Origin of the sequence: Scardovia wiggsiae F0424, from assembly GCF_000269605.1 — a bacterium.
GTDB classification, from domain to species: Bacteria; Actinomycetota; Actinomycetes; order Actinomycetales; family Bifidobacteriaceae; genus Scardovia; species Scardovia wiggsiae.
Genome location: NZ_AKCI01000001.1, coordinates 742,074 through 761,252, shown reverse-complemented (window position 1 = coordinate 761,252; position 19,179 = coordinate 742,074). Strand labels below are relative to the sequence as shown.

Annotated in this window: 13 protein-coding genes; 4 read left to right on the top strand and 9 right to left on the bottom strand. The window is 54.2% G+C overall.

Annotated features, from left to right (window positions below; all coding sequences use genetic code 11):
- Positions 1–67: 67 nt before the first annotated feature.
- From HMPREF9156_RS0103410 to HMPREF9156_RS0103400, 3 genes are all read right to left on the bottom strand, one after another.
- On the bottom strand, positions 68–2,215 hold the full coding sequence (locus tag HMPREF9156_RS0103410) for an FtsK/SpoIIIE domain-containing protein (protein ID WP_007147399.1): 2,148 nt from the start codon (positions 2,213–2,215) through the stop codon (positions 68–70).
- Positions 2,216–2,320: 105 nt separating this feature from the next.
- Positions 2,321–3,742, bottom strand: a complete 1,422-nt coding sequence (locus HMPREF9156_RS0103405) for an LCP family protein (protein WP_007147398.1) — start codon at positions 3,740–3,742, stop codon at positions 2,321–2,323.
- Positions 3,743–3,768: 26 nt separating this feature from the next.
- Positions 3,769–5,202 carry an LCP family protein gene (locus HMPREF9156_RS0103400; protein WP_007147397.1) on the bottom strand — a complete coding sequence of 478 codons (1,434 nt, stop codon included), beginning with the start codon at positions 5,200–5,202 and terminating at the stop codon, positions 3,769–3,771.
- Between the two features lie 237 nt (positions 5,203–5,439).
- Between HMPREF9156_RS0103400 and HMPREF9156_RS0103395 the strand changes: the two genes are divergently transcribed.
- A complete protein-coding gene (locus HMPREF9156_RS0103395; RefSeq protein ID WP_007147396.1) occupies positions 5,440–8,640 on the top strand; it encodes a hypothetical protein in 3,201 nt (1,066 codons plus the stop codon).
- A complete protein-coding gene (locus HMPREF9156_RS0103390; RefSeq protein WP_007147395.1) occupies positions 8,640–10,340 on the top strand; it encodes a DUF5719 family protein in 1,701 nt (566 codons plus the stop codon). The genes HMPREF9156_RS0103395 and HMPREF9156_RS0103390 overlap by 1 nt, the downstream gene beginning before the upstream one ends.
- A 55-nt stretch (positions 10,341–10,395) precedes the next feature.
- Here HMPREF9156_RS0103390 and HMPREF9156_RS0103385 read toward each other — a convergent pair whose 3' ends face one another.
- Positions 10,396–10,881: a metallopeptidase family protein gene (locus HMPREF9156_RS0103385; protein ID WP_017147456.1), complete on the bottom strand. Its 486-nt coding sequence runs from the start codon at positions 10,879–10,881 to the stop codon at positions 10,396–10,398.
- A gap of 109 nt (positions 10,882–10,990) precedes the next feature.
- Here HMPREF9156_RS0103385 and HMPREF9156_RS0103380 point away from each other — a divergent pair, with 109 nt between their 5' ends.
- Positions 10,991–11,827, top strand: a complete 837-nt coding sequence (locus tag HMPREF9156_RS0103380) for an HAD-IIB family hydrolase (protein ID WP_007147393.1) — start codon at positions 10,991–10,993, stop codon at positions 11,825–11,827.
- 224 nt (positions 11,828–12,051) lie between these two features.
- Complete coding sequence (locus HMPREF9156_RS0103375; protein WP_017147455.1) at positions 12,052–12,897, top strand: ComF family protein; 846 nt, start codon at positions 12,052–12,054, stop codon at positions 12,895–12,897.
- On the opposite strand, the gene HMPREF9156_RS0103370 is transcribed toward HMPREF9156_RS0103375, so the two are convergent.
- The 5 genes from HMPREF9156_RS0103370 to glgB form a co-directional block, all read right to left on the bottom strand.
- Positions 12,894–14,219 (bottom strand): Y-family DNA polymerase, encoded by a 1,326-nt coding sequence (locus HMPREF9156_RS0103370; RefSeq protein ID WP_007147391.1) that lies wholly within the window; start codon positions 14,217–14,219, stop codon positions 12,894–12,896. The two genes, HMPREF9156_RS0103375 and HMPREF9156_RS0103370, sit on opposite strands and share 4 nt — an antisense overlap.
- A complete protein-coding gene (locus HMPREF9156_RS0103365; RefSeq protein ID WP_007147390.1) occupies positions 14,200–14,673 on the bottom strand; it encodes a LexA family protein in 474 nt (157 codons plus the stop codon). The genes HMPREF9156_RS0103370 and HMPREF9156_RS0103365 overlap by 20 nt, the downstream gene beginning before the upstream one ends.
- A gap of 102 nt (positions 14,674–14,775) precedes the next feature.
- Positions 14,776–16,014: a sensor histidine kinase gene (locus HMPREF9156_RS0103360; protein ID WP_007147389.1), complete on the bottom strand. Its 1,239-nt coding sequence runs from the start codon at positions 16,012–16,014 to the stop codon at positions 14,776–14,778.
- Between the two features lie 2 nt (positions 16,015–16,016).
- Positions 16,017–16,751 carry a response regulator transcription factor gene (locus HMPREF9156_RS0103355; protein ID WP_007147388.1) on the bottom strand — a complete coding sequence of 245 codons (735 nt, stop codon included), beginning with the start codon at positions 16,749–16,751 and terminating at the stop codon, positions 16,017–16,019.
- Positions 16,752–16,869: 118 nt separating this feature from the next.
- Positions 16,870–19,116, bottom strand: a complete 2,247-nt coding sequence (glgB, locus tag HMPREF9156_RS0103350) for a 1,4-alpha-glucan branching protein GlgB (RefSeq protein WP_007147387.1) — start codon at positions 19,114–19,116, stop codon at positions 16,870–16,872.
- Positions 19,117–19,179: the final 63 nt, after the last annotated feature.

Sequence of the window (19,179 nt, the reverse complement as noted above, 5' to 3'; positions counted from 1 at the left end):
ATATAAGAGATAACCACGAATCGTATCGTTTTTCAAGTGTTCAGCTAAAAAAATATTAAAATTTGTATTATATATCGGTTATATCGGTATACGTCTGGATGATATATGATTCGTCAGCGCAGTAAATGCCGCGTCCGGGGATACGTTTGCCGGCAAAGCTGGCATCATTGGCCAGGCTTCCCGGCAAGTCCCATAAGATATCAGTTGAACGTTCGCCTGTAGGGATGATGATACGGGCATCGCAGTTCTGAGGGTAATGCACAGCGCGCGGATCGCTGACTGTGTAGAACAGTGTTATATCTTTGCTGCCCATACACGCATAAAACCCTTCAGCAGAGCGTATCTCGGTGACAAAAGGGGAGCGGGCAGTTTCCCCGATACCCCTGTCCGCAGTATCTGCATCCCCTGCACTGTGATCCTTGATATTTACAGTGCGGGCATGTATGGCTGGTGGATCGCCATCATTGGCGCTTAAAGCATGGAAGGAAGGAGAGGCCAGCGGATCAAGATAGGGGTCAGCATTATCACATACAGCGATGCGTGGTATCAGGATACCGACATCATGGTATTCAGCAGGCTGTACGGCATTGAGCCTGTGCATATATGACCGTCTGATGATGCGCAGGAAAGCTGTCTTCCCGAAACCATGAGGGGCAATAACTGCAATATTCTGGCCCTGGAGAGGTATGCGCCATGGAGAGGTGGTTATACCGTTATCTTTCAGTCCCATATCCAGCATCCATGGCGAAGAGGATAGATAGGGGGCTACCGGCCCAGCCGGCTGCGGGTTGGACTGGAGAAAAGCGGGGAGTGGTGCACTGAACAGCAGAGGCAGATGGTTTCCGGCTCCTCTGGTGCCTGTATTGCCATTACTGCTGCTGCCGGTACTCAGGTCGCCGGTATCAGAACTGGTTCTGCCTCGGGCTGGGATACTGCGTGCAGACACCATAAACCTGTATGAATCTTCTGCTGCTTTTACGATGTCGGCAGTATCAGCACTGTACGCGCTGCGGAAAGGCACACACTGGACACCGTCATGGATATATCCCGTTCCGGGAGACCGGGGGTCAAGGGCTGCTGCATGGGGGATGTCCAGGAGTTCCAGCGACTGCATGATGTCGCGCACCCTCAGGCATATGTGGAGGGACAGATTGGCTTTCATATCATTGCTGATCTGGCTCATAGGGTTCTGTGTGCATGCGATAACATGTATCCCTAAAGACCTGCCCAGTGCTGCAAGTGATATAAGTCTGGGGATGTAATCAGGGAGGGCGTCGCGCAGAGCGTGGAATTCGTCAATAACGATAATAAGGTGGGCAGGGGCATCCTTAAGGTGCAGGATGCTGTTCCCGCCGCTGCCCTGCACGATCTGTTCGCGCCTTTTAAGCTCGTATTCCAGTGCGCGCAGGGCACGCATCGCATGCGGGATATTAAGGTCGCTTACGTTGCCCACAGTATGCGGCAGATGCTTCAGCTTCTGGAAAGTGGCGCCTCCTTTGAAATCAAGGAAAACAAAGTTGAGCCGGTCAGGAGGATACGAACAGGCGAGTGACAGGCACCAGGTTTCCAGAAAGACTGACTTTCCCGACCCGGTAGTCCCGGCAATAAGCGCATGCGGCCCCTGGCGTATAAGGTCCAGTCGGCAGGGGACTTCCTGCGGTGAGATATCCCGCCTGCCGGTATTGCCTGCCATGCTGCCTGCAGGTTTTTCAGCTGCGGGGAAAAGGGCAGTGCCGACAGGAGCTTCCGTGCTGCTGCCGCGGGCAGGGCAGGAGGCAGCGCTGCCTGTTTCCGAATGGCTGAGCCATAACCGCAGTATATTCCTCCAGTCTGTTACAGCAGTACCGTACAGCTGGGAAAGGCTTTTTGCAGGCAAAAACTTTCCCACGCTTTTTGGCGGGATACTGAGCATAGGGTCTGAGGAAACGGCCCCGCTGCTGTATGGGCCGCCGGCACTGTCATAACCTGTTTCCGGCGCGGCAGTAGGAAGGGATTTCCGCATGCGCCACCGCAGAAGCATAATAATGGATATCGCTAAAGCCGAGATGATCCCCGGTATGAGGAAAACAAGATAGAGATACTGTTTATTGAAGACCATAACAACAAGCATGACGATCTGGCCGAAGAACGCTGAGATCCCTGGGACAACTGCCGACAGTATTTCCAGACGGTCATTCTTCTGTGACATCTGCTGCGGGCTTAACGTGCGCGCCATATATCCAGTATGGCCGGCAGGCCGGGCGAACGCCAGATATTTCCGGATTGTGGTCAGACTGAAGAAACGCCTTGAATACCAGCCAGTATAAGTTGTGGATAACTTTCAGGATGCAGCATACCCGCCAACAGTCCCAGCAGGCTGGGTACCGTTTGCCAGTTTGGAAAACAGCGTATGGTTGGACTGTTCCGCAAGCCGGACACAGGACCCGAGACGGTAAGACGGCCTGTAATTCTGGCTGGAATAATAGACGGTACCGGTCACGCCGCCCTCCCGCGTTGCATTCCTGAATGCCAGAGCCATCCGGACCATTGTCAGGGTCGATGTTTTCTGGTCTACTGTAAGCGAGGAAAGTCCGGATTTCAGGACTTTCTGCAGTGTGAACGGGTTCGCAGCCACTGCGGGGGAGGCAGCTTTCTTTATGATTGCAGAAATGACCATGCGCTGGCGTTTTGTGCGTCCGAAATCACCTTCAGGATCCGAATACCTCATGCGGGACATTGCCAGAGCCGTGGTCCCCGAAGCCGTGTGGCATCCTGCTGTCCAGTTCAGGCCTGATTTTTCATCGTTGACAGTGCGGTCATAACAGAGCTCTACCCCTCCAAGCGCGTCAACTATCGTCTGGAGGCCTCCAAAACCGACTGATACGACATGGTCTATTTTCTGTCCGGTTATACCTTCAACTGCAGTTACAAGCTTGGGATATCCATACAGTTCTGCCACAGAATTGATTTTTGCCCCTTTGCCGTCAACTTCCACGTATGAATCCCTGGGTATGGAGATCAGTGAAGCGGGGCCGGAATCCGGTTTCGTGAGGACCATAACAGTATCTGTCCTGAAGCCCGGGACCTGGTTGGCCGTCCCGCCGGTAGTACCGTCACGCGCATCAGACCCCAGGATAAGCCAGGTACTGCCTTTTGTATCCGCAGCAGAAGACAGGTAGTCCTTATGGTTAAGCTGGGAATTGACGTAGAACCATGCCCATCCGGCATATATAAGGAGGATAACGAGAAGCGCAACAATAACGCGGAAGATTATTTTTCCGATCCTGCGGGGTTTCCGTGGCGCGGATCCTGATGCAGGCGTTCCGTTGAAACCCGATCCGGAACCGGAGCCGGCGCCTGCCCCCTGGGCCCCGGGCGTACCCGGATAACTGCTGTCCGGCGGCTGCCTATAAGGGGAAGGAGATGCCGGCGGGATCGCTGGAGGTACAACATTGCTGCCGGATGAAGCGCTGCGCTGGCTCCGGGGCTGCCTGTCCGGTGCAAAAGAGTGCGGTTGTATGCCATCAGCCTGTATGCCGTCAGCAGAGGGGCGGGATATACGTCTGGAAGGGCTGCTGCTGGGTGCGAACGATGGAGGGGCAGGCTCGGAAACCGCCGGCTGCCCGCTTCCATCCGCCCCATCAGCTGAGTTTCCTGCGGGAAGACCGCTGTCAGCTTGTGCAGAGCTCCCCTCACCGATTTTTTTCGGGGAAGGATGGAAGCTTGGCGGATCAACGGTATTACGGTCTTCAGAATCTGTCATAGCCGGTCCTCCTTAAGCCGTACGGATCAGTTGCTGATCTTACAGATAGAGTGGTTTACATACTTCTCAGCCATGCCTATATACCAGCCCGTACGCGGGTCACGGATAGCGCCTGACTTTTTGTCAACGATCCCGCCTGTTTTCGGGTCAATAAGCGTCCCGTCCTGCTGTGTGACCAGCCCTGTATCGGGATCAACGGAAGATCCGGATGATGGGGATGAAGAAGGCTGGTTTGCGGAAGGGCTGGAAGACGACTGCTGGGAAGATGGGCTTCCTGAAGAGCCCTCTGGGCTTGCCTGCGAAGAGCCGGACGATGAAGAGCCTGCCTGGCCGGAAGGGGATGGATCGGTCAGAGGGCGGTCCTGGGCAAGCTTCTTCCATACAGCAGGAGCCTCTGCTGTCCACTGCACGCGGTTCGGGTTAACCGGCGAGGTCTCTACAGGTATAGTCTGTGTGTATATGCCGGAAGTTTTCAGGCCGGACATGCTGCCTGCCAGTCCCATAAGAACGTTGATATCTGCGAGCCCGCTGCTCATGTTCAGGGATTCAAGGGCAGATTTCGCCATCTGATACAGCTGGTCTGTCTGTGTGAACAGGTTCTTCCGTGTTGCTTCCCGTAAAAGCATTTTTACAAGGTACTGCTGGCGTATAGTGCGCATAACATCCGATCCGTCTCCCAGGCCGTGGCGTATGCGCGCATATTGGGTTGCCTGGACACCGTTAAGATGGTGCAGGCCTTTCGTAAGGGAAAGGTTAGTATAGGAGTCCCTGAAATCCTGGGTCACACAGATATCTACACCATGCAGGGCATTGATCATGGTGCTCAGGCCTGAAAAGTCAACGACAATGAACTGTTTGATCTTGAGCCCGGTGAGATGGTTCACAGCATTCATCGTGCAGCTGGCAGCCGAGGAGATGTCACCGCCCTTGGCATAAGCATTTGCAAAAATTGAATTGAACATAACGTTGTTCCGAGCGGGGAGGGTACCTTTTGACGTAGCACAGGACGGTATGCTGACCAGCGAATCACGGGGGATGGAGACAAGGTCAACGAATTTCCTGTCAGCGGATATATGCATGACCATTGTCGTGTCAGCCTGGTGGTTCTGGGCATCAGCCGGATTGTTATCACCAATGAGGGAACCATTATTGCCTTCCCGTGCATCCTGCCCTATGACCAAGATATCAAGGGGCTTCCCCTTGTTGGGATCAACGGCTGTTTTGACTACATGGCCATGGGAATCGATCACCGTTGTTGAGGCTTTGATCACAGCATTGCTCAGGTCAAGATACAGTGCGCCGGCAGCTACAATAATAAAAGCGAGTACGCCTATAAGGAACATGCTGATAAAGCGGGCCAGGCGCTTTCCTGTAAGGAAATTTACTGCATGGAGGGGAGGGTCATATGAGTTGATCTGCAGCAATGTATGACGGCGCTGGTGATCATAAGATGAGGCCATGCGTGGATCCTTTTTGATAAACGATACAGAAATACAGTTTCATATTCTAAACTGTTGACTGCCTATATAATACTGCTTTGTTGAAATCTCACTTAAACATTACATTTAAAGCGGCGCCAGTGATTAAAAGTCCTAAAGGTAAAGAAAACGTCCTGATTTGGGGATTTCAGTAGTATCTCCGGGAATTTTTAATAAAGTTGAGTACAGATAATACTCAGATAGTGCAAGGTGTGCGGTATGGATGGTTCAATGGCTGGCGGAAACGGCGGGCCTCAGGAGGCAGTGCGCGGGATGCGGGATTCCGGCAGCGAAGTAGGTAAAGCCTCACTTGCTGATACCGTGGCTGAGGCTGTTGCCCAATCAGAAAACAGCACCAGGGCTGCTACCGTCAGCACTTCGCTTGCGGCGGTGGTTACACTTGAAGATGACCTCCGGTATTTCCCGGAGACGCTGGTATCCCTCCTGAGACAGACAGTACTGCCTTCTGAGATATTCCTTGCATACTGCGGCCAGGTGCATATTTCCCATATTGCTTCCGGCAGCTGCCGTAATATCATGGTTCCGGCGCACGGCGGTACGGTGAAGATCAGAGTGATTCCCGTTAAGGCAGGCTCTTTTATTGCTGCCGTTGACGGTGCGCTCAATTATGCGCGTGATAATGGGATAATTTCCAACCGTGTCAGGCAGCTTCTGCTGTTGCATGATGATTCACGGCCTGTGGGGGAGCAGTATATTGAGTCCCTTACAGAGGCGCAGCGTAATAACCCCAGTGCTTCTGTTATTGGTACGAAGCAGATGGGCTGGGACGGTGAAACCCTGCATAATGCAGGATATTACGCCGCACCAGGCCACAGAGTCAACAGCCTTGTTGTTGATGGGGAACAGGACCAGGAACAGTACGATTCGCGCAGTGATGTTTTTGCCGTTTCGCTTTCCGGTGCACTTGTGGATATGGATGTGTGGCTTCATGCTTCTGACGGGAACTATCCGTTCGGCACGTTCGGGCAGTCCCGTGATTTCTGCCGGCGTGTGTGCCTCGGCGGCGGCCGCGTTATTATTGCCCCACAGGTGAAAACGGCACACCTCCGGGCCCGCTTCGAAGGCATGCGTACCCAGAAAGGGCAGCCGGCCGGCCATGGGAGCGGGGCTCCGGTACCGAGCTACGGCGCGCAGGCGAAGGCGCGTGATACATACTATTATTCTGATATTTCCGTTATCCGCTGGCCTCTTTCATGGTTTTGGAAATGGCTGGGCTCTTTTATCCTGTTCGCAAAACTCCTCGGACGCAAGCAGGTATATCAGGCATGCGTTGAGATGTGCGCCCCCTGGCGGGATCTTGGGAATATTTTTACAATGATATCTGCACGCATGAGGGTAGCATCGCACAGCAGGGTCTCAGCGCGGGATCTTTCCCTGCTCAGCGTTTCCCGCGACCGTGTCAAATCATGGAATGACCGTGTACGTGCTTTTTCAGATGAAGGCAGCAATACTGTCCTTGATCCGCTGGCCAAAGCCCATCTGCGCACCCGCAAACGCATACGGTATACATGGGCAACAATAATGGCAGCCGTGATGCTGGCCGTCGGGCTGGCTGTAAATTTTGGGATTTTGCGGGCCGCCTTTACCGGCAGCGTTTTATCATCAGTATCCCTTACTCCTTCAGGTGCCACATTTGGGCAGCTTGCCCGGTCAGCGACCTCATACTGGTCATATGCGTCAGGTTTAGGGGCACATGCTGCCCCAGCCCCTTTTTCCCTGGTCCTTCTGATTATGTCACTGGTAACATTAGGACATGTTGAGTATGCGCCGACTGTGATCATCCTTCTGACTGCGCCCTGTGCCGCCCTTAGTTTCTGGGCGCTGGCGGGGACAGTGACCCGATCCAATGCCGTCCGTATAACGGCGGGCTGTGCGTGGGCCGCAGGCGGGATGTTTATGGGCTTTTATTCATTGGGGAACCTTCCCCTGCTGGTATCTTCCGTTTTCCTTCCTGCATCAGTTGCGTTTACCCTTAAAGCATTGGGGATGTACCGCACTGAAAAGCCTGAAAGGCCTGCCCCCTCTGCGCAGAACGGGGCATGCGCGGCACTGTGCTTTATGGCTGCAGCTTTATGCGAACCTCAGCTGATGATCGTTTGGGCTGTTTCCTGTGCTGCATTCGCGCTTTTTGCAAGGTCGCATAAATCTTATCTCCTGCTTATCCCGGTACCTGCCCTTGCCGCCCTGCTTCCTACGGTTATTGATGTTATCCGCTATTGGGATAAAGGCGCCTGGCGTCAGATATTTATGGATGTGAATACGGCCAGCCCCGCAGCTGCAGGCAGCAGCAGCGCTACATCCCTTCTCAGCCAGATGAGCGCTCTTTTCGGCCCCGGGCATTTTACAGGGGGCGGCGCAGTATCGGCAGCAGTACTGTGGGCAGCCGTTATAGGCTTTGCAGTAGTCGCAGTACTGAGCGTGGTATCGCTTTTCCTCCCTATCGTCCTGCGCGCCTCCCGTATGATGTGGTCCCTGATGCTTGGAGGGGCTTTGGCGGCAGTACTGTCTTCCCGGGTCACCATAGCCGTGGATGCCGGGGGGTATTCAAAGGGGTCGGTAATGCCGGGGCTGATGGTTATCCTTCTTGGGATGCTGGCTTGCGCATGTATGGCAGCCGGCACGGGTGTAAAAACATTCACCGCCTTTTCGCGCAGGATCACCAGTGAAGGTACGGTAGAATCTGCTGCCGTACTGAATCCCGCAGTTTTAGCGGGAAGAGGGGTTATAGCGGTTATCCTTGCGCTATGCTCCGCAGCCTGGGTATGGTCAGGGTTTACCGCTCCTGCGGCTCCCGGCAGGATCGCTGCATCCCAGAACCAGCTTCCCGCCGTTGTCCAGGACTATCTGGCGTCAAATCCTGCGCGGCGCGTACTCGCAGTTGATGCTTCTGTTGCTCAGGACCTTACTTATCATTCCATGGCCACTTCCCGCGGTGATATCCTTGATATCAATCCCAGCATACAGGCGCAGTCAGTCTCCTACAGATTGGGACAGAAAGTTTCCCCTTCAGTGCAGGCAGCAGAGGATACCGGCAGGAAAATATCATTCGCACTGTCCCTGCTTATTGCAGGCGCCAGCTCTTCTGCTGTCGATCAGTTGAGTTCCCTGGGATTTGGGGGGATATATATTGTGCATACTGCAGAGGACGATTCGGCACAGCTTATTTCGCACCTTATTGCCAGCAACGGTACTGAAAGTGTTGTGAGTACCGCGCAGGGGACCTATATCCGTTTTTCTGTGGATGATACGAATACGCATGGGATCAGCCTCAGCCAGGAAACCAGGTATTCCAGATCACCATGGCGGTACGCATGGATTGCGGTTATGGCTGTCACTCTTATCATATATTGTATTGTCGCTTTCCCGCGCAGAAACCGCTATAGTCAGGAGCAGGCATAATGGCAGACAGCAGAAATACAGCTCGCCCCACATCAGGTGTGCAGGGCGTACGGCTTGCACAGCGCGCAGGTAAAGCTGCCGGCGCACTGGTTTCGCTGTGTATTCTCGTCGGGCTTTTCGCCTACCTTATCCTTTTTGCCCCCCTTGCCGGTCTCAATGATCCGCAGGCAGCTGCGGTGAAGGGGGAATACCGGGTGGCCCAGCTTGAGGCAGGCCGTATCTGCCCTGCACGGATGTCTCTGGCAGATTCTGGAGCATACGGCGATGAAAGCTTCCGCACAAGTGCGGGAAATATCGAGTCTTCGCTCCGGGCAGCAGCAGTCGGTTCGGTAGCCGGATCCTCAGTGTCTGCGCTTAACGGGCAGGATACGGCTGCGCTTACGCATCCCGGGTCATCTTCCGGATCGCAGGCGGATCCTTCCTCCTCGAGCCCCTCCGATACATCAGATACTCCATCTGCCAATCCGCTTTCCAATCCCCAGGGAACTCCCTCCCATACCCCAGGCTCACTGTATACTCTCAACAGGGATACCAATAAGGGGCCTGCCGTTATGGATACCACTTTCCTTAAGGCTGACGCAGGCACGGGTTCTGCAGGGTCGGTAGTGTCATGGGCAACACAGGGTGACCTGCGGGGGATATCTTCGGCTTCATGTGTACAGCCTCAGCTTGCCCAGAGTTTCCTGTCACTGCCTACCCGTACCGGATGGGCTCAGAAACTTGTGCTTATGAACGCATCATCAAAAGCGACAGTTGCCACTGTTTCCGTCCATGGGACTTCAGGGGCATCCGCGCTTGCATTATCATCAAACAGTACGGTTACTGTGGGGGCAAGGTCACAGGCTGTTGTTGACCTGTCAGCTGCAGCTTCAGGGCAGGACGGGCTGTATGTTACGGTCAGGAGTTCTGCAGCCCCGTTAGCAGGGGTTATCACTGCAACACATATGGATGGGCTTAATCCGCAGGGATCGGATTATATTACCCCGCTTCCTGCGGCTGCGAACAGGCAGGTTATAGGTACGCTGGGCGGCGGCAGGTCTGCTTCTGTGATCGTTTACAGTGCGGAATCAGGTAATGTGCGGATATCGTGGATCACTTCTGACGGTGTTGAAAATGCCAGGACAGCCAGCGTTGAAGGGGGGAAGGTCACTGTTATATCCCTGGGGGATATCCCTGACAACGCCAAAGCCCTTCAGGCGGAATCGGATACAGGGATTTCGGCGGCTGCAGTGAGCAGTACAGGCACCCCGGAACAGGGCGATTTCGCGTTCATTCCTTCCCAGGCCCCTGCCTCCCATTCTGCTGTGGCGATACCTGATAAGGCCGGCGGGACCCTCACCGTGACCAATACTGGACAGGACGATGCGGAAGTTACGGTTTCAGGGTATGGCCCGGCGGGATTATATGCGGGATCAAAAAATATTACTGTCAAGGCCGGCACATCGCAGGCTTTTGCTCCGTCAGATATTGCTGAAAATGCAGCAGTTCTTACGATGGATGTCGGGAAAGGTACGGCAGACAGTTCTGCCGGCACTGCCAGCGGGGCGTCGCAGCGGAGGGCAGCAGTAACTATGTCTTTGGCAGTTACAGTCAAAGATGTATCAGAGGCTTCTGTAAACGGTATTTCTGCATTGAACGCTGCGAGCCTTGACCCCTCATCCCAGAATGTTGCCGTACGCAATGGGATCGTGGTCAGGTAGGGCAGGGGACGGCCTGTATCCCAGGGGGAGCAGGGTCCTCATCCCCGCGCAGGCTTCAGAACAGGGGATCAGGGTCAATATCTTCGGGGCTTTTGCCCGACAGCCCTGCCAGCTGGCGCACGATCTCGTCATGGACTATGTATTCAAGTTCTATACGGTTCCGTGTGGCGGACTGGATCGGCAGGCGGTATAGGATTATCCTGGCCGGTTCATCATGCCCGGCAGCATAAGATACTGAAAACTGCACAGCCGGCTCTTCCCATGGCACCAGGTTTGCTGCGGGCACATCTTCAACAAGGAATTCAGTTGATGCAATAAGGTCCGGCCACCCGGCTGCCAGACGTTTTAACTGGGCTGCAACCACAGAATCGAACAGGCCCGCGCGTGTCCGGTAATGCGGCAGATGCCTTCCGAACTGCGGCTGCCGTGGCCCCCGGCCATGGGGATCCCTGTATCTGCGTGCCTCCCACGGACGGGGTTCTGATGCATCTGGTGACGGGTCTTCTGTATGGCCTGGATGGGGCAGTGGGGTGCCGTTCATTCTTCTATGGTACCCTATCCACGGTAGTATCATAACTGAAAACGGCCTATGGATGTAGTTAACGATGTGGCATAATGGGTAAGGCCGGCAACAGCAACTGGGAGGTACTATGGGTGATATTTTCCCAACATGGGACAGTATAGATTATGGGTACCTTGTACAGAAGGCCAGGCTGGTCGCCTTCGACCTGGACGGTACCCTTGCCCGCTCCAAAATGCCTATGAAGCCGCCTGTTGCCAGGCTTCTCAGCGATCTGACGCATCTCTGCCCTGTTGCTGTTATTTCGGGAGGGAAGTGGGGCCTTATCGACAGCCAGGTCCTTTCCATGGTGTCCGGTACCGCACGGCTGTCAAACCTCCATCTTATGCCGACAACCGGGACCCGTTACTATACGTGGAATGGGGAGGGCTGGGAATGCCGGTATGAGATCACTATTGACGGGGATCTTAAGCAGAAAGTGATGGAATCGCTGAAATCACGCGCACAGCAGCTGGGGCTGTGGTATGACGATTCGCGTGTGTGGTCGGACCGTATTGAAGACAGGGGATCGCAGATCACTTTTTCGGCGTTGGGGCAGCATGCCCCTGTTGATGAAAAAGAGAAATGGGACCCTGACGGCTCCAGGCGTGAAGCCCTGGCGAAGGCCGTTGCTTCTGATCTTCCCGAGCTGACTGTACGTGCGGGAGGCTCTACCAGTATAGATGTTTCTGTGAAAGGTATTGATAAGGCCTACGCAGTTCGTAAACTTGCTGAGGCCATGGAATGTGATATCCCTGATATCGTTTTTGTAGGGGACCGTATGTCTCCTGAGGGCAACGATTATCCGGCTGCTGCTGCGGGGACCTATGCCGTTAAAGTCACGGGCCCGGAAGATACTGAAAAGTTTATCAGCCGGTTTATTGATGCGCGGAGAAAGTCGGGCGCTGTTTCCACGATGGATGCCTGATAGGGGGCGCAGAGGTTATTTGCCGGGTTTCCCGGTTCCCTCTTGTTTTCTGCCGGATAATCAGATAAGGGGCAGGGGCAGGCGTTTTGTATCCGGCTGTATGGCGGGGCACTCAGCTCAAAAGTATTTTGGAGCATTGTGGAGAACTCAAAACAGCATGCCCATCCGTACACAGCGGATGGTTTCCTTTGCAGGAAGAAGAAGTATCCATGTATAGTCCTGCTATGGGTACGGTCAATGAAGCGCCTGGGCGGCTGAGCAGTATAAAACGTGCTGCGGGGCTGTGGTGCAGGAATATGCGGTACGTACTGTTCCCCAGATGCTGCGCCGGGTGCGGTATGTCTGACAGTATTTTGTGCGGATCCTGTTCGGCCCTGCTGCACAGGAGGCTCTCCAGGCCTCTCCATGACTATTTTACGGACCCCGATATGGCCTGTACCGTTTATTCCTGTTCTGCCTATAACAGGAATGTAAGGCAGGCAATACTGTCGTGGAAAGACCATGGCGACGAGGAGCTTGATAAACCCTTTTCGTATGCGATGGAGGAGCTGGTGAACGGCCTGTACCCAAAAGTACTGTCCCTGCTGCCATCCGGGCAGGCTGCTGTCGGGGCGGACGGCAGTATGAGAGACGAGTGCATATATGTTATGCCTGCCCCCTCAGGCAGAGGGTCGTTTTACAGGCGTGGACGGTTGCAGGTGCTGCCGCTGTGTTATGCTGCTGCACGGGCGCTGAATGCCCATGGCGCTGATGCCTGTGTGGTTCCGTTTCTCCATATGCACGGCAGGCTGCAAAAATCTGTGTCCCATAATGACAGAAGGTCCAGGATGGGCCGTCTGTCCGGAAGGGTATCTGTCGCGCATCCCCATCGTGTGGCTGGGCATCCGGTTATCCTTATTGACGATATTATGACGACCGGCTCTACACTTCGCTCGTGTGAGCGGGTGCTCCGCGAGGCCGGCGCTCGGGTATATGCGGCACTGACACTGTCTATGGTCCCGGGGGATGCAGATGGCCTGCAGCTTCCGCGCCCAGCTTTGGCTGCCTGTAACCCGCAGTGGACCGCTTAATCGGCTTTGACTACTGCCATTTCGCTCCATCGCGTTGTACATCTTTTGGAGAGCATGGTGCGTTTCATTGCCCATGGACTGCCGGTATCGGAACTGTACCGTCCTGTCCCGCGGATACCTCCGTACCCTATACCTGCAGACATTGGGCCGAACCGGCCAGTTATCAGGTCTAAGGTATTTCCCAGCTTTTCCGTGCCCTTCAGCGGGGTATCGGCATCGAGAAGGTTATAGCTGCTTTTGCTGACCAGTTTATGAAGGGTGATCCCTGCCCGGGCATAACAGGCATCCGGATCAACCACAGTCCGGGCCGTCTCGCATGCTGCCTGTGAAATAGTAATGGGGTTATCGGTAGGGCTGTCTAATATACATGTATTCCAGGCATGAGAGCTTGTACTTCTGCTATGCCTGCGGTGTCCGGTTGCGCAGAAGATACTGACTGCCCCGCACAGGCTCCCCTGGCGTTTCAGGCGGTGTGCTGCTTTCTGTGCATACACGCTTAAAGCCTGGCATAGTGTGCTGTATCCGCGTACGGGCTGTCCGAACATCCGGGAATACATTATCTGGGCTTTTCTTGCCCCCTCAACGGTATCGTCAGTATTCTCTTCCGGGATGCAGGGGATCCCGCGCAGCTCAAGGACGGTACGTTCAACAGAAATAGAGTATTGGTGCCTTATGGTTTCAGGGTCGGAATTTCCCAAATCGGCAGCGGTGAGGATATCGTGGCTCATCAGTTTTGAACTCAGATGCCTGCCTACGCCCCACACGTCAGAAACAGGGGTACGCTGCAGAATATCGGCGCTGACCTGGGACCATGACAATACCCCGTGTGTGGCAGGATGGCTTTTTGCCCAATGGTTCACTATTTTAGCCAATGTTTTTGTAGGGGCTATCCCTATCGATACCGGTATGCCTATGCCCTGCAGTATGGCTTTCCGCATACGGATACACGTACTGATAGATGCCGCATCATCGGTGCAGGGGTTTGTAAGGAAACACTCGTCAATGGAATATACCTCCTGTCCGGGGAAGAAGGATCTCATAACAGACATCATCCGGTGCGACAGGCTTGCATAAAGCTCATAGTTGGAACTTCTTGCTATAACGCCTTTCCTGGCAGCATCCTCTTTGATGGCAAACCATGGGGTGCACATTCCGATCCCAAGGGCCCTTGCTTCGCTGCTGCGCGCTACAACACATCCGTCGTTATTGGAAAGCACGACAATGGGCTTCCCGTTAAGCGACGGATCGAAGACGCGCTCGCAGGAGGCAAAGAAGCTGTTGGCGTCAGCAAGTATCACACTGTTATAGCGGTTGCATGCCATTTCTACCTTCCCAGTCAGGCTTTCCGGCAGCGTCTGCCTCCAGAGGGCGCGAATGCCGTGCGTATGAATTCTGCCAGTGGAAATTCCCAATCACCACACCCCAAATAACTACTTCCTGCTCCAGATATAACGGTATATCAGGGTATTGCGGATTCTCAGGATGGAGCAGAGGCCTGTTGTCGGCACCCATAATCAGACGTTTCACCGTCAGCTCTCCGTTAATGGCTGCGATAACGATACTGTTTTCCTCAGCAGCGAGTGAACGGTCGACGACAAGGATATCCCCGTCGAAAATACCCGCACCTTCCATGGAGTCGCCCGCTACCGCCATAACGAATGTCGTATCAGGGTGTGTGATCACATTATCATCGAAGGAAAAATCCCCGTCAAAATAATCCTGTGCAACTGAAGGGAAGCCCGCGTGCACAGCCTCGAGGGCCATAGGGACTGCCATTGCCATCACCTCTTTCGAACATATGTTCGAATATTATTTCAGGTGAATAAGACAGAAACAGTATTTACGACACGCGCTGGAAACAGCTGTATTCCCGCTGGCCTACAGCTGCTCATCAACAAGCGGGATATTGTGATGCTTGGGGAGGGTGATCTCAAAATTAGCCCCGCGCGAATCATCAACGACCCGTACAGTACCGGAATGGAGCTGGGCTGCCCACCGTGCAATGGAAAGGCCCAGTCCGGTACCTCCCGATCCGGTACCGGGCCGGGATCCCTGGCCCTTAACGTATCGGCGGAAAATGTCAGACCGCGCCTCCTGCGATATCTGGGAACCAAAATTGATTATATTGGAAACGATCGTGTCATGGACCCTGTCTTCACGGACTTCCACCAGTACAGCTGTCCCGTCAGCAGAATGCTTGATAGCATTTGAAACGATATTCGTATAGAGCTGGCGCAGACGGTCCTGGTCGCCTTCCATCGTGATATTGGGAGGGACGTCAAGGCTGATCATGTGCCCATGCCCGCCATCAGCTATTTCCAGAGGCTTTACCACATCATCGATAAAATCCTTGACGTTGAATTCGGTAATTTCCAGGCTTGCTGCCCCAGCCTCTACGCGGGACATATCAAGAAGGAAAGCAATAAGGTCTGTGAGGCGCATAGTCTGGCTGAGCAGCCCATCCAGGTTTGCAGGCGTTGGCTCTATAACGCCGTCAGCCATATTCTCTACCTGGGCCTGCAGCGCTGAAACAGGGGTACGCAGTTCGTGGCTGACGTTTGCGATAAGGTCGCGCCGCATCTGGTCAGCATGTTCCAGTTCTTCTGCCATGGCATTGAAAGACCGTGCAAGCTGGCCCACTTCGTCACGGCTGGATACTGCAGAAGTAACGCGGATCTCATAATTCCCCTCCTGCATCTGTTCTGCCGCATCGCGTATCTCACCGAGAGGGGAGGTCAGGCCATGGGAGAATATGTATGTGACCCCGAGTGCGGCGGCAAGGGTCAGGGGCATTGCTATCCATCCGCTGATACCGTACTGCAGCAGGAACCACGACATAAGGAAAGTGATAGCTGTTGAAATGATAATGAGGATACTCAGCTCAGCTTTAAGGGAAGTGAAAACCCCTATAGGGCGGACGGCGGAAGGCTTTTTGCGCGGCCTGGCTCCAGAGGGGCGCTTCTTCCTCGGCGCTGTATTTCCCCCTGCTTTTCTTGCCTGTTCCTGCTGCATACGGTATGTATCGTATGCAGATTTGCTGTACAGCCCGCGGGGGGAAGTATGATGGGGCGCGGAAGACGATGTCCGGGGAGTTGCGTCACCCTTTCGGTCAGGCATTTTCAGTTGTTATCCAGCGGAGGCTCAAAGGCATATCCAACTCCGTGGACGGTCCTGATCATTTCCGGGCCGAGCTTGTGCCTGAGCGCCTTGACGTGGGAATCTACCGTACGGGTACCGGATGCATCTACCCAGTCCCATACTTCTTCAAGGAGTTTTTCGCGTGTCAGCACCTGCTTGGGTTTACGCCCCAAAGTGGCCAGAAGGTCGAACTCTGTAGGGGTCAGGTGGATCTGTTCTCCGCGGAATACGACAAGCCTCTGCGCGGGGTCAATTACCAGGCCCGGGAATTCAAGGACCTTTTCATTTTCTGAATTCTTGGCGATAACTTTTGCACGCTCTACCCGGCGAAGCAGCGCCTTGCACCGTGCAACGAGTTCACGCATGGAGAAGGGTTTGGTCATATAATCGTCAGCGCCGGAGCCCAGGCCGATAACTTTATCGGTCTCATCATCACGTGCAGTAAGCATAAGGACGGGGACAGGGCGTGTTGTCGTAATGCGTTTGGTAGCTTCGAGGCCGTCCATAACGGGAAGCATGATATCCATAATAATGAGGTCAGGCTTATAGGCAGCAGCCAGATCAACGGCAGTTGCGCCATCGCCGGCAATACGGGTATTCCATCCTTCAGAGGCCAGGCGCTGCCCGATAGCAGTTGCGAGGGTAGGCTCATCTTCAACAACGAGGATGGAGTACTGCCCGGTGCGTTTTGATTTATCAGTTGTAGTGCTAATCATAATAACTTTCGATCCTATGAATAACGGCAATACTGTATATATTACAGCCAGCCCTTCACAATTCGGGCCTACAGCTGCAGCATAACAGTATTGCCGTTATCAGATATCCTTAAAGTGTTTAATTTTCAGGTTTCAGGATAATCACCCCCATAGCAGGGACCGTCAGATAGGCTGACCAGCCGCGGCTATGGAACTCTCCTTCAACAGCATGGATATCCGTATTATGGATATCCGAGCCCCCATATCTGGCGTCGTCTGTGGTGAGTATCTCAGCCCACTTCCCGCCGCTCGGCAGGGGCACCTGATAGTTGTCCCATGCTGTGCCTGAGAAATTGACAACGACAACAAGAGGGTTCCCGTCCTTATCCAGGCGCATATAGCTGAGGGTATTGTGGTCGCCGTCGTCACTGGTCAGCCACTGGAACCCCTGCTGTTCAAAATCCAGCTCCCACAGTTCGCGGTTATCTTTATACAGCCTGTTAAGGTCACGCACAAGCCTCTGGATCCCGCGATGGTCTTCCCAGTTCAGGCTGTCCCAGTCAATACTCCAGTTTTCATTCCACTCGCCGAACTGTGCCAGCTCGTTGCCCATGAAAGTCAGGTTCTTGCCGGGATGCGTCCACTGGTATGCAAAAATGGCGCGTACGCCTGCAAACCGCTGCCAGTCATCACCGGGCATACGCCCTATAAGCGACCCCTTCCCATGGACGACTTCATCATGTGAGATCGGGAGGATATAATGCTCGGAATAGGCATACACCATGGAGAAAGTGATCTCGCTGTGATGCCATTTGCGGTCAAGCGGATGGTGGCTGAGATAATCGAGCGTGTCATGCATCCATCCCATATTCCACTTAAGGCCGAAGCCCAGCCCGCCGCTGCTTGTGGGGGCAGTGACCCCCTGCCATGCTGTGGATTCCTCAGCGATCATCATAATGCCGGGGCCGTTGCGGTAGGCTGTAGCTGTAGCCTCTTTGAGGAAATCGATAGCTTCCAGGTTTTCATTGCCGCCATACTTATTGGGGCGCCATTGCCCTCCCTCACGGCTGTAGTCCAGATAGAGCATGGAGGACACGGCGTCGACCCGCAGCCCGTCTACGTGGAATTCATTTATCCAGTAGCATGCATTGGCTACAAGGAAATTGCGCACTTCGTTGCGCCCAAAGTTGAATATGTACGTTCCCCAGTCGGGATGTTCGCCGCGAAGCGGATCGGGGTCTTCATACAGCGGTGTGCCGTCGAAACGTCCCAGCGCGAAATCATCCTTGGGGAAGTGGGCGGGTACCCAATCCATAATGACGCCAATACCCTCCTGATGGAAGCGGTCAATAAGGTATTTAAGGTCATCCGGGCTTCCATGCCGGGAATCCGGGGCATAGTACCCGGTGACCTGATACCCCCATGAACCTTCAAAGGGGTGCTCTGCCAGCGGCATAAACTCTACATGGGTGAATCCCATATCTTTGACGTAGCCTACCAGGTCATCAGCAAGCTCACGGTAACCTTCGCCTTTCTTCCAGCTGCCGGCATGCACTTCATAAATGCTTACGGGGCCCAGATGCGGGTTCTTCGCGGCGCGCTCCCGCATCCAGTTTTCATCGTTCCACTCATAACGGGAATCAACAACAATGGAAGCTGTTTCCGGAGGCACCTGGTGGAAGCGCTCCATAGGGTCAGCTTTCTGCTTCCACTCATTATTGGCATTCAGTATTTCGTATTTATATCGTTCCCCTGCTTTGACCCCGGGGATGAACAGTTCCCATACGCCGCTGGACCCGAGTTCGCGCATGGCATGCTGGCGGCCCCCCCATCCGTTGAAATCCCCGACAACGCGCACAGTCCGCGCATTAGGAGCCCAGACTGCGAAAGATGTCCCCGTCACGGAACCGTCTGATGAGCCGTCGGGCTCGCCCATGGGGTCAAGATACGTCCGTACATGGGCGCCAAGCACGTCCCACAAGCGCTCATGCCGGCCTTCGTTAATAAGGTAGGTATCCAGTTCCCCCACTGTAGGCAGATACCGGTAAGGGTCATCCTGGATGTTATCTTCCCCATGATCATAAACAGTATGGATCCGGTAATCCGGGACTGTCCACCGCTCCCCGTCTTTTACAGCGGGTATTTCAGCAGTGAATATGCCGTTCCATTCATGCTCGGCTTTATATGTGCCGTCCTGAGTGAGTATCTCTACTGTTTTGGCGAGCGGGCGGAGTACCCGTACAGTCGCTGAGGGCCTAGTACCCCTTGCCGGACTGTCTGGCCCCATACCGGCATTATCCAGATGGGCTCCCAGGACTTCGTGCGGGTCGTAATAAACACCATTGCTGACTTCATCTAGCACTGTGTGCGGTACAGGTACTGGCATCTTTGCTCCTAACCTTAAGTTTCATAATGATATGAGGTACCTACAATTCTAAGCGATATTTAT

What these genes read in the sequence shown, in the direction of transcription:
- HMPREF9156_RS0103410 (WP_007147399.1), bottom strand. Translation starts at nt 2,215, where the DNA reads ATGGCGCGCACGTTAAGCCCGCAGCAGATGTCACAGAAGAATGACCGT.
- HMPREF9156_RS0103405 (WP_007147398.1), bottom strand. Translation starts at nt 3,742, where the DNA reads ATGACAGATTCTGAAGACCGTAATACCGTTGATCCGCCAAGCTTCCAT.
- HMPREF9156_RS0103400 (WP_007147397.1), bottom strand. Translation starts at nt 5,202, where the DNA reads ATGGCCTCATCTTATGATCACCAGCGCCGTCATACATTGCTGCAGATC.
- HMPREF9156_RS0103395 (WP_007147396.1), top strand. Translation starts at nt 5,440, where the DNA reads ATGGATGGTTCAATGGCTGGCGGAAACGGCGGGCCTCAGGAGGCAGTG.
- HMPREF9156_RS0103390 (WP_007147395.1), top strand. Translation starts at nt 8,640, where the DNA reads ATGGCAGACAGCAGAAATACAGCTCGCCCCACATCAGGTGTGCAGGGC.
- HMPREF9156_RS0103385 (WP_017147456.1), bottom strand. Translation starts at nt 10,881, where the DNA reads ATGAACGGCACCCCACTGCCCCATCCAGGCCATACAGAAGACCCGTCA.
- HMPREF9156_RS0103380 (WP_007147393.1), top strand. Translation starts at nt 10,991, where the DNA reads ATGGGTGATATTTTCCCAACATGGGACAGTATAGATTATGGGTACCTT.
- HMPREF9156_RS0103375 (WP_017147455.1), top strand. Translation starts at nt 12,052, where the DNA reads ATGGGTACGGTCAATGAAGCGCCTGGGCGGCTGAGCAGTATAAAACGT.
- HMPREF9156_RS0103370 (WP_007147391.1), bottom strand. Translation starts at nt 14,219, where the DNA reads ATGGCATGCAACCGCTATAACAGTGTGATACTTGCTGACGCCAACAGC.
- HMPREF9156_RS0103365 (WP_007147390.1), bottom strand. Translation starts at nt 14,673, where the DNA reads ATGGCAGTCCCTATGGCCCTCGAGGCTGTGCACGCGGGCTTCCCTTCA.
- HMPREF9156_RS0103360 (WP_007147389.1), bottom strand. Translation starts at nt 16,014, where the DNA reads ATGCCTGACCGAAAGGGTGACGCAACTCCCCGGACATCGTCTTCCGCG.
- HMPREF9156_RS0103355 (WP_007147388.1), bottom strand. Translation starts at nt 16,751, where the DNA reads ATGATTAGCACTACAACTGATAAATCAAAACGCACCGGGCAGTACTCC.
- glgB (WP_007147387.1), bottom strand. Translation starts at nt 19,116, where the DNA reads ATGCCAGTACCTGTACCGCACACAGTGCTAGATGAAGTCAGCAATGGT.